Below are 17,868 nucleotides of genomic sequence, written 5' to 3'. Positions count from 1 at the left end.
GAATGCCAATAAAATTAAAAACTTTACAAGGCGTTGGACAGTCCTTACATGTAGAAACTGTGCTAAACGAAAAACTAAATGAAGACGGTTCTCTAGAGTTTGATATTATCGAAAATAAAGCTACTTTTGACGCTATTGGTGCAATTACTAAAATGTGGACGATAACAAACGTTGCAGGTTATAAAGACAACCGAGAGTATCGCATTGTTATTTTAGACAAAACAACTATCGGCGATAAGCAAAAGTTAAGTATCAAAGCTAGACCGGTGGAACTTGATGATATGAATAATCTTCGTATTTATGAAACTTATAACGGTAGCTATACAGGAAAAGAATACTTCGATTTAGTGTTCAAAGATACAGGATATAAATACAAGTTACATGCAAATGTATATTCACATAAGTTCGAGAATTTAGGTAATCATGATACTAACCTTGAGTTATTCAAAAAAGGCTTAGAACGTTATGTACTTGAATATGAGTATGATCCTGATACAAAAACATTCCATCTATACGACACAGTAGAACATAAAGCAAACTACTATATTAAAGCAGGAATTAATGCGAATAACATCAAAATTCAAGAAGATGCTTCTAAATGTTATACCTTCATAAAAGGTTACGGTGGTTTTGATGAGCAACAAACTTATAATGAATCTAGTTTACAATTTGAATATACTCATCCACTTGCTGATTTAATTGGTAAACGTCATGCACCACCAGTTGTTGATGGTCGAATGACAAAAGAAAAAACACTTAAAAAAGCTATGGAATTAACAATAGCTGAAAGTCTTAAAACTTCCATTACATTAGATTTCATTTCATTAAGAAAACACTTCCCTGAAGCAGTACCTAAAATAGGCGATATTGTCAATGTCATTGATGATTTGATAGGTTTAAACGCTTATGTGCGTATTATAGAAATTACGACACATAGAGATGTGTATAACGAGATAACCAAACAAGATATCGTATTAGGTGAGTTTAGAATGAAAGACAGATATATGAAGGCAGTTAATAACGCTGCAAACTATGTATCAGCTATTAATTTCAATAAATCAAACCCTGCTAAGTTTGCTAGAGAAATGCAAGCACAAAACAATGCTAACACAAAGACAACACAACAATTATTAGGCAGAACAGAAAGTTTAAACAGTAAAATCAAAGAAACTGAAACCAAGAGTGTTACAACTAAGAACGGTACTATTATTCATGATTTCACAAGTAAATCGTCAATTAGAAAAGTTAAGACAATTGGAACAATAGGCGACTCTGTTGCGAAAGGTTCACATGCGACAACAAACTTCACAGATATGTTAGCTAAAAAGTTAAAGGCAACATCAATTAATTTAGCTGTAAGTGGAGCAACCATGTCGACAATGAAAGAAAATAGTATATACTCTCAAGCAAGCAAAATAAAGGGCGATTTAATTATCGTACAAGGTACTGATGATGATTGGATAGACAATGTACCAATAGGCACTGATAAAACGGACACTAAAACGTTTTACGGTGCCTTTTATAGTGCGATTGAACTGATTAAGAAGAATAACCCTAATTCAAAAATTATCGTCATGACACCTACAAAACAGTGTTATATCGTAGATAAAAAAATCACACGTAGAGATACTGACAAAAACACTCTAGGTTTGACACTTGAAAATTATGTAGGCGCTCAAATAGACGCATGTAATGAGTTAGATATACCAGTTTATGACGCTTATCATTCATCACAATTTAAGCCAAATATCCCTTCTTATAGAAAGACTAGCATGCCTGACGGTTTGCACCCTAATGAGAACGGACACGAAGTTATTATGTATGAATTAATCAAAAACTTTTATGGCTTTTATGGCTAAGGAGGTCAAAAATGTTAAATTTAGATAATTTGATTACACGATTACATTCATTCTTTAGTTATAAATTTATCGACCAGTTACAACGTAATTTTGAAGATATAAAATTATGGGCTGATAGTTCTAATAAAGCATTGAATGATCATAAGAAACAAAAAGAGGATGCACATACCAGTGACCAAATCAAACATGTTACTAAGAAAGGACAAGATGTTTCACTTTCTGACGCATTGAATTACCACAATGAAAAAGTAACTAATTTAGTTCTAGGTCATAATGGTAATGGTATTCAAGAATTGAGAGCAAGTCGTACTTCAATGGATGCAGAAAGTTTTGATGATTTATCTGGACGTTTGTATCACGACTTTTTAAGAGAAGAAAATGAACGCAAGAATTTACGTGAAGAATTACTGAAGAAAATTCAACGTGTAGTAAATGTTGATGACTTTGGAGCAGATCCAACAGGTCAAAAAGACAGTACACAAGCGTTCAAAGACGCATTAGGTTACGGTAATGTAATGGTAACTATGAGTGGTGGTACTTACCTTACAACAGGCATTAAGATGCCTAACAACTCACGTTTAGTAGGTCAAGGTAAAGATATCACGACAATTAAATTTATGGACAGTACACCAGCTGAGAATATTGGTATTACTAACTTACGAATGAGTGGACATGCTGAAAATATCTCATTAGAGAACTTTACATTTGATGGTAATAAGTTTAGACAAAATAAATCACTCAAACCAACAGGTGGTTCACGTTCAAGTAATATTCGATTTGCTGGTGTAACAAATGGTTACATTTACAATGTTAAATCACACAGCGCTTTATTACATTGTATTGACGTAACTTATGCCAATGATGATTACTACTACGAAGGTGATGGAAATAGAGTTCCATACGCATTAGAAAGTAAGCATATTCATATTGATAACTGTGAAACATACGCTTGTGGCGATGACTCTATCACTACCCACCATTCACGCTATATCACGATTACTAATTGCTACGCTCATCATCCGACAATTACTGGTGGAAATAACAACGGTATTGAAATTGATGATGGCTCACAATTTGTATTCTTATCTGATAATAAAACAGAAGGTAACTTCGGTGGCGTTGAAATCAAAGCACATGCCACTGCTAGTGCTTCAAGATGTGTATTTGTTAATAACCACGTATCTATTGAAGATTTAAGAGCATATAATATTCGACACATTGGGCATCATAGAGCAAAAACAGACGCTAAGTCTAAAACTGCTTATGATGTGGCATTAAACAACTGTGTAGCCTTATATCCTAAATATAATGGAGTTTATCCCGGCTCTACTCCTAGAGCATTACTAATCAGCGCATATAGAAACGTATCAGTTAACAACTTTACTGCAATCGGCGATAGTGATTTTGGAAAATTAGAAAGTGGCAAAGTAGACACAACTATGCCAGTTATTGCAGTTCAATTTATGGCAGAAAACGTAATATTAAACAACATTAATATCACAGGTTTCAAAAACGCAGGAACTGATATTAAATTCTTTGGTGGTTCGAACAGAGGTACACGTTTTATTGCAAGTAATGTTAATATTTACAATTCTTCACCTAATATTGGTATTGCTAGTGGTTCAGGTATTTATGATCTAAAAATTATGAACTGTAACCTTAAAGGTACTGGAACAGGTAAAGGTATTGAAACATATAACAACACTACGATTATTTCTGGTGTAACAGCAGATAACTATACAAATGGCGCAGTTATTGCTGGAGAAAAGTACAACGTAGTTCCTACTGTTTTAAAAGGTGGCGCAAGTATCGCTTCTACTGGTGGTGGAGGTGTTGCAGATGTAAGTGCTGTAATCGCCTCAACAGGTGGCTCAAAAGCATATAGCAATCGTAGTTATGTAATCGGCTCTGGTGGTGGTTCTAAAGCCTACGGTTCACGTTCTAGCGTTATGAACTCATTAGAAAGTGAAACACAAAAAGGTGGACACACTCAAATTGTAATCAACAGTCGTAAGGTAAAAGCACCGGGAAATTATCATATTGTCGGTGGTTATTCAGATAAAGGTAGTCCTTCAGAAAGCAATATTAAGTTCGATTTAAGCACTTTATCGGGAAATTTAACTTTAGCTGGTAAATTAACGCAAAATAGTGCCGATATTGCCGAGTTATATGAGTCTCAAAGTGGCGAAGCTATTCCGTTAGGTACAATCGTTACATTAGATGAAGGCAAAATCAGAAGAGCGCAACCAGATGAACCTATCTTAGGTGTTATTTCTGGTACTGCTGCATTAGTAGCAAATGATAAATCATATCATCATAAAGATAGATATTTAGTTGATGATTATGGCGTTTTAGTCACTGAACACAAACAAGTATCATATAAAGATGATGATGGCAATATTCATTATGAATGGCGTGATGTTCCAGTAGAAAACCCTAACTATAACCCTGAATTACCTTATGTATCACGTTCAGAACGACCTGAATGGAACGCAGTCGGCTTGTTAGGACAAATTTATACTAATGTTGATAAAAATGTTATTGCTAACGACTTTATCAATAGTCGTGCTGGTGTTGGATATACAGACAACGCTAACGGTAAAGGGTGGGTACAAGAAATTACTACACCTTATTCAGAAGATAGAGGTTGTGCAATCGCATTAGTAACGTGGGGGGTTAGATAATGAGTGAATTAGAAAAAATAGCTAAAGTTGATTTAGAAGAAAGTGCATATTTAAAACCGGTATCTGATAAAGGTATCGGTTTTTATAATTTAGATAAAAATACTGCACAATTCCAATTTAGAGTTACTAAGAATGATAAACCGTTATTGATTTCAGATAAGAATGTTAAAGGTTATGCTTTCTTTAAAGCTATGAACGGTACAGAAAACCAACGACCTAGTATTTCCGGAGTATTAGATGTAGATTTCATTGATCCAATGCGTGGTTTAATCGGTGTAACTGTTCCGGGGTGGTTTTTAAGAAGTGTTGCTAATTCTGAAGTGTTAGGCGAAGTATATTTATCACTTAATGATTACAATAACTTAGGTAAATATGACACAGTTGTATTAGGTACTTTTTCTTTCACAGTACGTGATAGTTTAGTTAATCAGATTGATAGCGATATTAAAGTTTCTTATATTCGCATGTTTGATGAACTTCGCACAGAAATAGAAGGTAAAGTACAAGAATTAAAACAAGAAATTTCAGATACGTCTGATTTAGTAAGTGAAGTTAATCAAATCGTAGAAAATGCAAAAAGCAAAGTTATACAGATTAGAAATGAAAGTATTTCAGCGATTGATACAGCAAAGTCTGATGCAGTAAATACAATCACATCAACTAAAGACAATGCTATTCGTGACATTGAAGCTACTAAATCATTTGTAACTGGCGATTATGAAACGATTAATGCAAGTATTCAACAAGCGATTAGTAACGCTAAAAGTGATTTTGAAAATAAAAGTAATAGTGCTAATCAAGTTATCGATAGCAAAGTAGCTGATTTTAATGAGAAGTTACAAACAAACGGATTTACTACCGGTTATGAAGTAGATAACAAAATCAATAACTTAAATTGGCAAAAAACAAAATTGACAAATGATGATGGCACAAACTTCTATAATCCAGTAGAACAGATTGATTTTTCTAATAATGAACAGCTATTCTCGTTACCTATTGGGACAAGATATATCACAACTTCTTTAAATAGACCTGCTGGAACATCGTCAAATGGATGGTTAACCAAATACAATTGCAATAACAATGTAATGTTAATACAATTCCAACCATATAACTCAAAAATTATATATCAAAAGAGATTTAATAACGGTTGGAGTGAATGGGAACGTGTTGGTTCGGATATTGTCGATACTGGTTGGATAGATATGCAAATTGTGAATGGCGCTACACCTAACAACCAACTCATTTCAAGTGGTGGTTTTACGAGTGCCTATCGAACAATCACACAAAATGGTATTACTAAAAAAATGATTAGACTAAATGTTACGACTATTGCTCATGGTCAGACTATTGCGATGTTGCCTAAAGGGTTTGTTAAAAATTTAATCTTTTTCAACATTAGCACACCGCGTTCTAAATATTTAGGACGTATTGCTTTAAATCCTTCTGGTTTAGTCGATTTTAGCGCAGTTGGAGATGCAACGACATGGAAAGATACAGATTATGTTTATGGTCAATATGAATGGACGGAGTGATGATATGAAAATAGTTTATTTATGGAAGAATGGACAACAAGTTTTAGTGTTTTCAAATAATGATGGCGAATATATTTATCCTGAAGATAAATGGACGGAACAAAAGCCACCAACAGGCATTTATGCGCCTTTTTATTACGATGGTCAAAAGTGGGTAGGTCAATCTAAAGAAGATTTTGAGAACAATGTAGAAGTTCCTACTGTTGAACCAGATGAGAAAGATGTTATGATTTCATCTTTATTAAAGCAAAATGTGGAACAGCAAGCACAAATTGATAGTACACAGAAAGATATCGCAACATTAATGGAATTATTCATGACTGGAGGTAATACAAATGTATAGAATGGTTAAAAAATATTACGGTTTAAATTTATTCCCTTTAGAAAAAGTAAAACAATCAGTCACTATCAAATGGATCACTGAAGAAGAATATAAAGAAATCACTGGTTTTGATTACGAGCCACTAGCAGAGTAGTTAGTGGCTTTTTATATTGAATAAAGAAGGTGTTAAATATTGGAAGATGTCAAAGTCAAAATTATTCAGTCAGAAGAATTTAAAACCTTCTTCTATGCTGGAGATTTAAAACTCTTGTATATACTCATTTTTTTAATGGGTTTAGATATTTTTACAGGAGTTGCTAAAGCGATTAAAGATGGTAGGTTATGGTCAAGAAAAGGCTTATTCGGATTTGGTCGTAAAATTCTTATTTTTATTATCATCATCGTTTCTAATGTCATTGACCAAATACTCAGTTTGGGTGGAGGTTTAATTATGGCAACTATATTATTCTACGTTGCAAACGAAGCATTATCTGTTGTAGAAAATTGCGCAGCGATGGGAGTGTTAGTTCCAAGTGAACTTGCAAATAGATTAGCTGTCATTAACAAAGACAAAGAAAAACAACCAAGCATCACAACTGAAATCAAAGAGGAAATGACCACTAGATACAATAAAGAACTCGATGATAATAAAACCTCAGAAATAAATATCAAGATGAGAAAGTAAGTCGGCACTTTTAGTGTCGGCTTTTTATTTTGCATAGAAACGGGGTGCATATATGGGACTACCAGACCCGAAGAAAAGGAAACCTACTGCATCTGAAGTAGCAGAATGGGCAAGAAGTAGGATAGGGAAACGATTAGATATCGACGGTAGGGGTGGCGCACAGTGTTGGGACTTACCTAACTACATTTTAGGTCGATACTGGGGTTTCTGGTGTAATGGTAATGCAATTCACATGGCATGGTACAACTATCCTAAAGGTTTCAAAGTTTACAAGAATACGCCTGACTTTGTACCCAAGCCGGGCGATTTTGCAGTATGGGGTACAGGTTCATTCAATAATGGTGTAGGTCATGTTGCTATTGTAGTTGGTCCATCTGATAAGAATAGGTTTACGAGTATAGATCAGAATTGGTTTGGGGCTAACTCATATACAGGTTCTCCCGGTGCTAAGGTCAATCATACCTATAATGGTTTACTAGCCTTTGTGAGACCTGCATATCAAGCAGAAGTTAAACCTAAGCCTAAACCGGAAACAAAACCATCTACACCATCTAAACCTTCCGAAAATAAAACAGAAACAAGTAAAAATATGAAAGAAGATACTAAGCCGATTACTAAAAAAGTAACTAAAGTATCTTATACATCATTTGCTTCAGATTTAGATAAGGAACTTGAATATATCCATCAATTTGCAGTAGATGATGGTAAACCTATCGGAAAAGTAAAAGGTATTTACATCAAAGAATGTCCTTATCTACGTTCAGTAGAAGAACTTTATCTACAACGCAATAAATACGTGAATGATAATGAATACCCACATGTTTATATAGACAGGGAGCGTATATGGACACCTAGAGCAAGCGGGCATATGGCACCAGAACATCCGGGTTGGCTTGTATTAGAAGTATGCGGTGGACAAACAGAAAGTAAACGTCAATTTATGCTTAATCAAATACAAGCATTGATATACGGTGTATGGCTTATGAGCTGGAGTAAAATCAAATTATCAGAGTCAACTATTAGATGTGACGAGAATATTTGGCGTACTATGAAAGATTTAATCAATTACGATTTAATCAAAAATAACATTCCTGATGAAAGTAAGTACAAAGAAGTAGAAAAGAAAATCATCGGAATGTATCTAAATAAAGATAAGCTACAAAAAGAAGTCATCACAACAACAACAACTAAAGCAACAATAAAAGTTAAAAATACAACTTCTGTTGATACACCTACCAAAAAGGTCACTCCTACTACTAAAGGAACAACAACATCTAAGCCTAAACCTACACCTACAAAACCACGTATTGTTGAAGAAAAAAGCACATATTCATTCCAAACTGCTTTGAACATGCAAATGTCTCGTGGTTATCCACAAAAGAGCAATGGCTATACATGGTACTTCCCTAGTCGTTCTGATGTTAGCGCAGCAATGAACCCTAACACAATTTGGGATAGTTCAGTTCAACGTTATCAGATGCTTGATTTAGGTAAATATCAAGGTATTCCTGTAAGTAAATTAAACGTTATTTTAAAAGGTAAAGGAACGTTATCCGGACAAGGTAAAGCCTTTGCTGATGCTTGTAAGAAATATAACCTGAATGAGATTTACTTAATCTCTCATGCTTTCTTAGAAAGTGGTAACGGTACATCTAACTTTGCGAGTGGTCGTTATGGTGCTTATAACTACTTTGGTATAGGTGCATATGACAATAACCCTAACTATGCTATGACATTCGCTAAAAATAACGGTTGGACAACGCCAGCTAAAGCAATTATTGGCGGTGCTAAGTTTGTAAGGGGCGACTATATAAGCAAAGGACAAAATACGTTGTATCGTATGCGCTGGAACCCTAAACATCCAGCAACACATCAATATGCAACGGATATTAATTGGTGTAGACATCAAGCTACAAACATTGATTATTACTACAAAAAAATAGGTTTAAAAGGTCTTTACTACGTTAGGGACAAATATAAATAAGGCTATCTACTGTGAGTGGGTAGCCTTTAATTATTCAAAGAAGGTGCATATATGATAATCAAAATGACAGACGTAGAAACACATATCAACCCTAGAAATGTTGATATAGGGGACATTGGTAGTCGTTTCTACACAGAAGATGAGAACACTGCATTTATCAGAATTAGAATTAATTACAATGGCAGTCCGGTTGATTTAACTAAAACAGATATGAAACCTAAACTTAATTTATTTATGGAAGATGGTTCTGTATTCATTGATGAAACAATCGACGTATTAATTCCTGAAAGTGGTTTGATCCAATACGACATACCTTCTAATGTGATTAAACACATTGGGAAAGTAAATTGTAAGTTATTTATGGAAAGCAATGAACATTCCGTTCACGTTGCTAACTTCTCATTTACCATTGTTGATAGTGGTGTAGAAGAAGCAGTAGCCAAAGAAGTTAATTTAAACCTAGTTAAAGATACAGTAAAACAAATCATGTCTGAAGATTTAGTAGATTTATTAAACGATGGCTTTAAAGATAAATTAACTAGTGATTTAGAAAATTATCTCTCTACACATAACAAAGAGTTTAAAGGTCCTAAAGGTGACAAAGGCGATACTGGTCCACAAGGTCTACAAGGGGAAGTAGGTCCACAAGGAGAACAAGGGATAGCTGGAGAAAAAGGTGATGTAGGTCCTAAAGGGGACAAAGGTGATAAAGGTGATAAAGGCGAACAAGGTCCTGCTGGAATTTCACCCACTTTACCTGATTTTACAAATTGGCAAAAAACTAAATTAACTGACACAAAAGGTAATATTATTCTTTTAAATGATTTCGATTTTAATACTATTGACAAATCTAATTTAACGACAGGTTTTTATTACGTTACTAAAGGAATAGGTTTACCCACTGGAGTTACTAATTATGGCTATATAACGTATAAACGATTAAACGATACTGTCCAAAGAATAGAATATTCTCCATTCAATTCACCGGATATATACGTTAAAAACAAATCAGATACTTGGTCTGATTGGAAAAAAGCTACGTTAGATACGACAGTATTAAATAGTTATGCAACACAACAATATGTAGATAATGCTATCAAACAATATGTAGATAATAAATTAAGTAGTGGCTCTACAAGTTCAACAACCACTCCGACAACATCAACTAGCTTCCAAATTCAAAAGAACTTATTAACTAATGTGACGACTAACGATTTGGCCGTAAACTCTAGTTTATTAAGTTATAAATATGAAGCATTGCAACGTACAGATTCTGGTAAGTATGGTTTCAAAGGCACATTTGTAAATAATAATAGTAATGATATTAGTATGGTTATTTCAGTAGATCAAATAGATACTAGCGAAAAAACTGTGACGTTAAAACCGGGAACAAATAATGTCGAGTTAACATGGAATGTTGATGGAACAAGTCCGTCAATTTATTTCTCAAATACACTGAGAGTAAAAATAGATAATTATAATGGCATTACAGTTAAATCTAGCACATTACAATTCGGTAAATTAGTTTAGTCGGCACTTATGTGTCAGCATTTTATATTGAGGTGATAAAATGGAAAATGTTTTAAGTTTGATTAATGAAACAAATGGTAATCAAATCAAACAAGGTGATGGTAGTCTTTTTTCTTTTAAATTATCTAGTAATTCAGACGAGGATATGAGCTGGTTATCGGGTAACCCTGCTAAAGTGTATTTATATAATGAAACAGGTTTAGCATTTGAAAGTGAATCTTCGGTAGATACAGTGGGTAAAGTCGGCTTTTCAATCGATAAGATACTCCCTAGTGGCATGTACGTGTTAGAAATTCATGTCGATGTGTATGGCAATAGCTTCATATTCCCAAGTGATACGAAAACAAAAATTAGAATTATTCAAAGTGCTACTGGTATGGTTTTGGATAAATTCAATCAAGATGAAGTGATATTTGAGAAGTTTTTACAATATGGAATAGAAAAAGGTTATTTTGGTAAAGAAGAAGTACCTGAAGTTAATGTTTCGCCACTAAAAAAATTAACAGGTGTATTTATTGGTGACAGTATAACTGAAGTTAATTTTAGAACTTCAAAAAATTACCATCAATTTATTGCAGAGCGTACAGGTTTGAATGTGGTTAATTTAGGTGTCAGTGGAACAGGATATGTTGACCGACTTAATGCAGTTAACTCTATCACAGAACAACCTGATTTTATTTCTGTGTTTTTAGGCACGAATGATTATTCGGGTGTTACTGGAAGCAAATTATTAGGGAATGCAACCGATACAGACGCTCCGACGGTGGCAAGCCATATTTACACATTATTAACTAATTTGATGAATAAATTTCCTAACACGCCAATTGTCACAATTACACCGTTACCTAGAATTGAAAGTAATCCGATGAATGAAAATCAAGGCAAAAATGGTTATAAATTAGTTGAATTAGTTGAAGTAATAAAAAGTATTTCTAAACGTTTAGCTATTCCATGTTTAGATTTATATCATAATAGTCATTTACGTGTTTGGTACGACGAAGTTAATCAACACTTCTTCTCATATCAAGAAGGTCAAGCAGATGGTTTACACCCTAATGTACATGGACATGAATATATATCTTATACTATACAATCATTTCTTGAGCAACATGCTATCGTTGGAGAGAAACAACCTTTTATATCTGATGGAGAGCCAGTTATAAAAATAACACCTAAAGCAACTTTTGAAACTGCTGATGATGGTTCGACAATTGCAGAAATACCAAGCGTGTTGCCAACTTGGATAGAAAATCAAAGTTTTATGTTAAGAATTCCAGTGGAAACAGTCAACTTAACAGGTAAAAAGATATTAGAAGCAGATTATAAGGGAAATAAAATTTTAAACCCTAATGACATCTTAGGTAATAGTCCGTTTTGGTATGCCGTTTCAAGTTATCCTAAAGGCGAATTCAATCGCATAGATGAAATTAACGAATTTGTTCAACACTTGAATTACGTTGGCGATACGGAATATGGTAAAACTTACGAACCTATTACAATAAAACTTAAATATAAATAATTGATAGCTGACCTTTTTAGGTCGGCTTTTTTAATACAAAAATAGGAGTGAAATAAATGACTTCAGACAAATTAAAACAATATATCGGCTTATTAGGTGGTATGTTAGGTGCTTTGTATCTAGCATTAAAATCAAGCGGTATCGAAGTAGAATTTTTAAATCCAGATAAATTAAACGCATGGGAAAACTTCTTCACATCAGCGGTACCATTTATTATCGCGATTTACGGTGTCTATAAAAACTCATATCTAATACACGATAAATCTAAAGTGCAAGAAGAATACCTTAAAGAAAATAATTTAAAATAGGAGTGAAATAAATGGCTACTGAAAACTGGAAAGGTGTAAAAGTACGTTACCAATTATTAACTAAAGGCACACGTAGATACGGAGAGAAATTAGATGGCGGTAAACCTCAATTTATCGTGGCACATGACACAGGGAATATTAATACATCAGCACAAACTAATGTGAATTATTATGAGAACACATATAATATTCCATGGAATCAAGTAGCAAGCGCACATATCTTTGTAGATAATAAAGAAGCAATCATTTGTATTCCTACAACAGAGAAAGCGTGGCATGTATTATACGATGCGCCTACTGATAACCTTTGGTACGGGAAAGACGCTAATGATGTAGCAATTGGCGTTGAAATCTGTTACTTTAGCGATAAAGCGCGTTCTCAAAAATCTTTAGACAATGGTGCCAGAGTATTAGCATATCTTGCTGAATACTGGAATATTGACTACACAGATCATATGCCAGGACATCAAGATATTCAAGTAGGCAAGATTGATCCGGGGAACGTGCTTGAAGCTGCTGGATATGGACGTGCTACTAAAAACTTAGATAAAATAGTCGCTAAATATTATAAAAAGAAAGTAGAAGTTAAACCTACACCTATAAAACCTAAAAAAGGTGCTACACCATTGACTAGAGATGAATTTGTTAAATGGTTAAAATCAACAGAAGGTAAGCAATATGATTATGATTTATACGCTGCTTTCCAATGTTTTGATTATGCTAATGTTGGTTGGGATAAATTATTTGGTCATGGTTTGAAAGGTGAAGGTGCGAAAGATATTCCATTCAACAGTGAAAATGTTAAAAATTTCAAAACAGAGGCAACGGTATATAAAAATACACCTAGTTTCTTAGCTAAACCGGGTGATTTAGTTGTATGGGGCGCTCAACTCGGTGGAGGTTACGGACACGTCGCATGGGTAATCGAGGCAACACTTGATCACATTACTGTTATCGAGCAAAACTGGTTAAATGGTGGCTGGACTGCTGGTCCTATCAACAATGGTACTGGTTGGGAAACTGCAACACGCAGACAACACAATTACGAAACACAAATGTGGTTTATCCGTCCTAAATTTAGTGAGAAATCAGAAGCTAAAAAAGTATCATTATTCTCATCTAAATCTAAAGAAACGACACCTAAAATCACATGGAATTGGAAAGGTCGTTTCACTTCAAATGCTACTGTCAAAGTGAGACGTTCACCGGGAATAACTGGAAGCGTAGTGCCTCAAAGTGACTGGATTAAACCTAATCAATGGGTTGACTTTGTAAGCGTGACTAAAAAAGATGGTTATTGGTGGGTTAAATTTAAATATCCAACTAACCCTAAAACTGGTTACTTTTATTGTGCTGTATGTAAAATTACAGATATTCAAGAAAGAATTAAAAAAGAGAAGTATTGGGGTACAATTGACTGGAAGTAATATGCTATAACGGATAAATAATAGCGTTTCTATTTCACACATTTTTTGGGACAAGTTTAGTGCTTGTCCCTCTTTTTTTATGTTATAATGGAGATACGAAATGGTCATTCATGAAATGTACTCAGTCATTACTGGCACAGACTGTATAAAGTGCCTACATCACATTAACTGAGAATTCATATGTGCGGCTGACGAGCCGGTTTGCTGTGTCCTCGAATGAGGGTAGGTTATTGTGATGTATTTACCTACTAGATGATACACTCTCTAGTAGGCTTTTTTATGCTATAATAAATGTGAGGAAACAGTGCATAGCACTGGCGTACTCGGTTATGTAAATAGTCGGAGTTACGTTTTATATGTACGGAGGACTTGCTTGCGTTTTAGCAGTAAGAAGCTGACCGTATCATTTTTTAAGCTACCTAACATGTCACTGGGTAGCTTTTTATGTTATAATAGAGACATACCCAATTTGTGATATTAGACGATTGTCAGATTTATTTATGAGGCTAAACCACGTTCTTATGAGCGTGGTGTTTTTTTATTTTAACCGCCTCGATTTCGATACGGTTATTTTATACATACAAGTTTTAGGGACCCAAAAGGGACTTCAAACGTTGTAAACACTATGGTTATAGCGTTTATACTATCCCTCCCAGGACGCTAATAAACCCCGTAAACCATTATGGTTACGGGGTTTTTGCTATGTTTGGGGAAATTTGGTGAAAACAATTTAAAATTTATTTAAAAAATCAAAATGTTTCAACTTCAGTTTCATAAGTTTGTCATGTAAATTGATATATTAACAATTTTATGCTACAAACTATATTCAGATTTCAATAGTGACATTATATAGGCATCTTTGTATTGACCTTTAGTATAAAATTGTTCTTTGAGTAATCCTTCAGTTTTAAACCCTTGTGATTTATATATATGTATAGCTTTTTCATTGTCTGCATCAACATATAAATAAATTTTGTGCATGTTTAATATATCAAATGCATAACTTGTCGCTTTTTCAAAAGCAAATTTTGCATATCCTTTGCCATTAAACTCAGGTTTAATAATTATTTGGATTTCACAATTACGATGTATATAATTAATTTCTACCAATTCAACAATACCGACTACTTGATTTTCATCTGCTACAATAAAACGTCTTTCAGATTCATCTAATAAATGCTTATCAAATAGATATTGAAGTTCTGTTAAAGACTCATATGGCTCTTCAAACCAATAAGACATAATTGAGTATTCATTGTTTAATTCATGAACAAAAGGTAAATCGCTAGCCTCTAATGCTCTAAGTTTCATCATTCCACTCCTAAAATTCGTTCTATATACTTGCATTATAAATAAGAGAAATAAATCATCTTAATTTATTAATATATTATACTTACTATTTATAATATAAAAAAGAAGGTAATACAAAAATAGTTTAATTAATTTATATAGGAAATTAAATTGTTTTTCTATTATGTATAATTGTACTTTTTACTAATAATATGAATACTTATATATTTGATAGCTATAGCAGTATTATGATTTGTATGTTCTAGGTCATATGATTGAAAATTTAAAGTTATCATATCTGTTATAAAATATTTATCTTCATCGCAATATTGTTTTTATTGTATAGAATAAAAAATAAACATAGCTTGCCTTTCTAAATTACTAGCTATTGAATCTAGATCATTTATAAACCTATCTAAGTTGGCATCAAATTTTTGCTTACTAAAAGCATTTTTAGTAGTTAAAAAAGAGGCGTTTATTCTTTGTTTCATAAGGCATTTTTTTTAGAGATTCATTATTTACTTTTAAAATGTATTTTCATGTTCAAGATCAATCTCTTGTATTTTAAAAATATGAGGTTTCTAAGAATTTGCTTGTCATAAATGTATTATGTAGTTATATTTTTGTGATAATATTACAGATATTTAATCTTATTTGATGAAAAGTTTGAAGATATACTAAAGTTATAAAAAGGAATTAGATAAAAACATCGATATTATAGGTTTTAAAAAGCTAACTAATAAAAAGGGTAATGACTTTCTTCTAAGATACTAAAAAGCCTCATAAACTATTATAGTTACGAGGTTTTTGTGATTCTATATTAACATATAAATATTGAGGACTTAATTTCTATATTTATTCCATTTTCCATCTTCAATTTCTTTTTCTTGATCTTTTATATTCTGATACACTTCTTCAGCATCGTCGCTATCATAGTAACCCTGTTCTATAGCATATTTTGTTTGTAATTCACCAGATGAAAGGCCTCCATTATATTTTTTTCTTAAAGCGTCATAATACTCATCTTTAGTTTGAGCGGCATTTATTTCATCATTAGGATCTGAATTTATATTTTTATCTTCTACTGGAGCATCTTGTTCTTTTGGACGGTCATAAACTGATTGTTCTTGACCATTTTCAATTCTTAAAGAACTCTCATAAGCTGCATAAGCAGGACCTTCCATAACATTACCTTGAGGAATAACACCATTAGCTACTACATTATTATAAGCTTGAATTTTATCAGTTTCACTATAATTTCCATAGATAACAGACTCAAGAGTATTTTTATCTTTAATATTTGTTATATCAATATTTTGAGTTGATTGAATCTGTTTATTCGATGAATTATCTTGAGAGTTTTGTTCATTATTATGTTCCTTTGTACTTGAATTAAGATTCTTATTGCTTTCATTAGAAAATTTTTCTTTTTTGTCTTCTTTAAAGCTTTTGTTCTCTTTAGACTTCTTTTCTTCTTTAGTTTTATTATCTGTTGTCTTTTCAGAATTCTTTTCTGATTTATTATCAGAATCATCACTAGATGAATTATTGTTACTACATGCACCTAGAATTAAAGCGCTACTAAAAAGTAAATATAAAATTTTTTTCATTTTTTAACTCCTTATATATTAAAAGTAGAGGATAAATAAGCTATTTTTAAAGGAAAAGCAATAGCTTAAATAAATAATTAATCATTATTAATGTTAAATTTAAAGCTTACTTTGATAGATTTAACATTGTTTAAAGTATTATTATTTGAAACAGAGTTAGAATTAAAACCGAATAAATTGGAAAAATATATAGATATGCCTATAGTTAATAAAAATTAAACAATTAGCACATTTGAATAGCCAATCTTTTTACGTTGCTTTTTCTTATTTTATTATGGTAAATATGCTTTCCATTTTTTAATGTACTTATCTCTGTGTAAGTTTTAAAGATGTCGTTCACTACGTATTCTCTTTAAAACATACTAGTTTTAATATTCATTTATTCTAAGATGATAGTAATGTATATCCTTAAAATCACCGCCTTTAAGTCATTAATTTAAATATATACTTTAAAATAATAACATATTTATAAATTTTAGACGCATTAAAATTATATATATAAAATTTAAAATTATAATTTTAAAAAGAATATGCTTTTTATTAGCACATATTTGAATTCCTAAGTGTGTTATTTGGATTTTATAAAGTACAGTTATGATGATTAAAGTAGGAGTTACGGAGAATAATACATAAAAGGTTATAAACCCTTTATAGTAAAGATAACAAAACGATAGTTAAACAAAGCAATACAAACAAGTTACCTATCGTTTTAGAATTTTACCAATTAATTTCTAAGGAGTGTATAAGATGGAAGGTTTATTTAACTCAATTAAAGATACAGTAACTGCAGGTATTAATGGTGATTGGACAAAATTAGGTACTAGTATTGTAGGTATCGTTGAAAACGGTGTAGGTTTACTAAGTAAATACTTAGGATTCTAAATTAATCATTAACTATAAATAATACAAAGGAGATAACAAAACATGGATAAATTATTCGACGCAATCAGAAATACAGTAGATGCAGGTATTAACCAAGATTGGACAAAATTAGGTACAAGTATCGTAGACATCGTAGCAAATGGTGTAAGTATCGTAGGTAAATACTTAGGATTCTAATTTATTATACTTAAAAATTAAAATAAGAATGGAGAAATTAAAATGACTAAATTAGT

General features: G+C 32.5%; 15 protein-coding genes. 13 read left to right on the top strand and 2 right to left on the bottom strand.

Translation table 11 applies throughout. The annotated features are described in order from the left end of the window. Window positions 1-2: 2 nt before the first annotated feature. From AC2FB1_RS00480 to AC2FB1_RS00430, 11 genes are read left to right on the top strand one after another with little or no spacing between them, the layout of a single operon-like run. Entirely contained in the window at window positions 3-1,859 is a 1,857-nt protein-coding gene (locus AC2FB1_RS00480; protein ID WP_490673325.1) for an SGNH/GDSL hydrolase family protein, read from the top strand. An 11-nt stretch (window positions 1,860-1,870) separates the two neighbouring features. Then, window positions 1,871-4,543: a peptidase G2 autoproteolytic cleavage domain-containing protein gene (locus AC2FB1_RS00475; RefSeq protein ID WP_490673324.1), complete on the top strand. Its 2,673-nt coding sequence runs from the start codon at window positions 1,871-1,873 to the stop codon at window positions 4,541-4,543. Beyond that, window positions 4,543-6,078: a BppU family phage baseplate upper protein gene (locus AC2FB1_RS00470; RefSeq protein WP_490673323.1), complete on the top strand. Its 1,536-nt coding sequence runs from the start codon at window positions 4,543-4,545 to the stop codon at window positions 6,076-6,078. The genes AC2FB1_RS00475 and AC2FB1_RS00470 overlap by 1 nt, the downstream gene beginning before the upstream one ends. 4 nt (window positions 6,079-6,082) lie before the next feature. Then, the gene (locus AC2FB1_RS00465) at window positions 6,083-6,421 is read left to right on the top strand and encodes a hypothetical protein (RefSeq protein WP_490673322.1); all 339 of its coding nucleotides are present in this window, start codon (window positions 6,083-6,085) and stop codon (window positions 6,419-6,421) included. Continuing rightward, window positions 6,414-6,554 (top strand): XkdX family protein, encoded by a 141-nt coding sequence (locus AC2FB1_RS00460; RefSeq protein ID WP_490673321.1) that lies wholly within the window; start codon window positions 6,414-6,416, stop codon window positions 6,552-6,554. The genes AC2FB1_RS00465 and AC2FB1_RS00460 overlap by 8 nt, the downstream gene beginning before the upstream one ends. 39 nt (window positions 6,555-6,593) lie before the next feature. Further along, window positions 6,594-7,085, top strand: a complete 492-nt coding sequence (locus AC2FB1_RS00455; RefSeq protein ID WP_490673320.1) for a phage holin family protein — start codon at window positions 6,594-6,596, stop codon at window positions 7,083-7,085. Between the two features lie 52 nt (window positions 7,086-7,137). After that, window positions 7,138-9,069 (top strand): glucosaminidase domain-containing protein, encoded by a 1,932-nt coding sequence (locus AC2FB1_RS00450; protein WP_490673319.1) that lies wholly within the window; start codon window positions 7,138-7,140, stop codon window positions 9,067-9,069. A 51-nt stretch (window positions 9,070-9,120) separates the two neighbouring features. Beyond that, a complete protein-coding gene (locus AC2FB1_RS00445) occupies window positions 9,121-10,599 on the top strand; it encodes a BppU family phage baseplate upper protein (protein WP_490673318.1) in 1,479 nt (492 codons plus the stop codon). Between the two features lie 40 nt (window positions 10,600-10,639). Further along, the gene (locus tag AC2FB1_RS00440) at window positions 10,640-12,118 is read left to right on the top strand and encodes an SGNH/GDSL hydrolase family protein (protein WP_490673317.1); all 1,479 of its coding nucleotides are present in this window, start codon (window positions 10,640-10,642) and stop codon (window positions 12,116-12,118) included. A 56-nt stretch (window positions 12,119-12,174) separates the two neighbouring features. Then, entirely contained in the window at window positions 12,175-12,426 is a 252-nt protein-coding gene (locus AC2FB1_RS00435; RefSeq protein ID WP_490673316.1) for a phage holin, read from the top strand. An 11-nt stretch (window positions 12,427-12,437) separates the two neighbouring features. After that, window positions 12,438-13,853, top strand: a complete 1,416-nt coding sequence (locus AC2FB1_RS00430) for an N-acetylmuramoyl-L-alanine amidase (protein WP_490673315.1) — start codon at window positions 12,438-12,440, stop codon at window positions 13,851-13,853. An 813-nt stretch (window positions 13,854-14,666) separates the two neighbouring features. Here the strand turns inward: AC2FB1_RS00430 and AC2FB1_RS00425 are convergent. Together AC2FB1_RS00425 and AC2FB1_RS00420 are read right to left on the bottom strand one after the other, a co-directional pair. Continuing rightward, window positions 14,667-15,164: a GNAT family N-acetyltransferase gene (locus AC2FB1_RS00425; RefSeq protein WP_490673314.1), complete on the bottom strand. Its 498-nt coding sequence runs from the start codon at window positions 15,162-15,164 to the stop codon at window positions 14,667-14,669. Between the two features lie 821 nt (window positions 15,165-15,985). Then, window positions 15,986-16,753 carry a hypothetical protein gene (locus AC2FB1_RS00420; RefSeq protein ID WP_490673313.1) on the bottom strand — a complete coding sequence of 256 codons (768 nt, stop codon included), beginning with the start codon at window positions 16,751-16,753 and terminating at the stop codon, window positions 15,986-15,988. Between the two features lie 747 nt (window positions 16,754-17,500). Between AC2FB1_RS00420 and AC2FB1_RS00415 the strand changes: the two genes are divergently transcribed. Next, a complete protein-coding gene (locus AC2FB1_RS00415; RefSeq protein WP_103167484.1) occupies window positions 17,501-17,635 on the top strand; it encodes a beta-class phenol-soluble modulin in 135 nt (44 codons plus the stop codon). 42 nt (window positions 17,636-17,677) lie between these two features. Continuing rightward, complete coding sequence (locus AC2FB1_RS00410) at window positions 17,678-17,812, top strand: beta-class phenol-soluble modulin (RefSeq protein ID WP_490673312.1); 135 nt, start codon at window positions 17,678-17,680, stop codon at window positions 17,810-17,812. Window positions 17,813-17,868 lie beyond the last annotated feature (56 nt).

Source organism: Staphylococcus sp. CoH_129_LAB_1, from assembly GCF_058191515.1.
Note: the sequence above shows the minus strand (reverse complement) of the source record. Positions and strands in the feature narration are given on the sequence as shown.

What these genes read in the sequence shown, in the direction of transcription:
- AC2FB1_RS00480 (WP_490673325.1), top strand. Translation starts at nt 3, where the DNA reads ATGCCAATAAAATTAAAAACTTTACAAGGCGTTGGACAGTCCTTACAT.
- AC2FB1_RS00475 (WP_490673324.1), top strand. Translation starts at nt 1,871, where the DNA reads ATGTTAAATTTAGATAATTTGATTACACGATTACATTCATTCTTTAGT.
- AC2FB1_RS00470 (WP_490673323.1), top strand. Translation starts at nt 4,543, where the DNA reads ATGAGTGAATTAGAAAAAATAGCTAAAGTTGATTTAGAAGAAAGTGCA.
- AC2FB1_RS00465 (WP_490673322.1), top strand. Translation starts at nt 6,083, where the DNA reads ATGAAAATAGTTTATTTATGGAAGAATGGACAACAAGTTTTAGTGTTT.
- AC2FB1_RS00460 (WP_490673321.1), top strand. Translation starts at nt 6,414, where the DNA reads ATGTATAGAATGGTTAAAAAATATTACGGTTTAAATTTATTCCCTTTA.
- AC2FB1_RS00450 (WP_490673319.1), top strand. Translation starts at nt 7,138, where the DNA reads ATGGGACTACCAGACCCGAAGAAAAGGAAACCTACTGCATCTGAAGTA.
- AC2FB1_RS00445 (WP_490673318.1), top strand. Translation starts at nt 9,121, where the DNA reads ATGATAATCAAAATGACAGACGTAGAAACACATATCAACCCTAGAAAT.
- AC2FB1_RS00440 (WP_490673317.1), top strand. Translation starts at nt 10,640, where the DNA reads ATGGAAAATGTTTTAAGTTTGATTAATGAAACAAATGGTAATCAAATC.
- AC2FB1_RS00435 (WP_490673316.1), top strand. Translation starts at nt 12,175, where the DNA reads ATGACTTCAGACAAATTAAAACAATATATCGGCTTATTAGGTGGTATG.
- AC2FB1_RS00430 (WP_490673315.1), top strand. Translation starts at nt 12,438, where the DNA reads ATGGCTACTGAAAACTGGAAAGGTGTAAAAGTACGTTACCAATTATTA.
- AC2FB1_RS00425 (WP_490673314.1), bottom strand. Translation starts at nt 15,164, where the DNA reads ATGAAACTTAGAGCATTAGAGGCTAGCGATTTACCTTTTGTTCATGAA.
- AC2FB1_RS00420 (WP_490673313.1), bottom strand. Translation starts at nt 16,753, where the DNA reads ATGAAAAAAATTTTATATTTACTTTTTAGTAGCGCTTTAATTCTAGGT.
- AC2FB1_RS00415 (WP_103167484.1), top strand. Translation starts at nt 17,501, where the DNA reads ATGGAAGGTTTATTTAACTCAATTAAAGATACAGTAACTGCAGGTATT.
- AC2FB1_RS00410 (WP_490673312.1), top strand. Translation starts at nt 17,678, where the DNA reads ATGGATAAATTATTCGACGCAATCAGAAATACAGTAGATGCAGGTATT.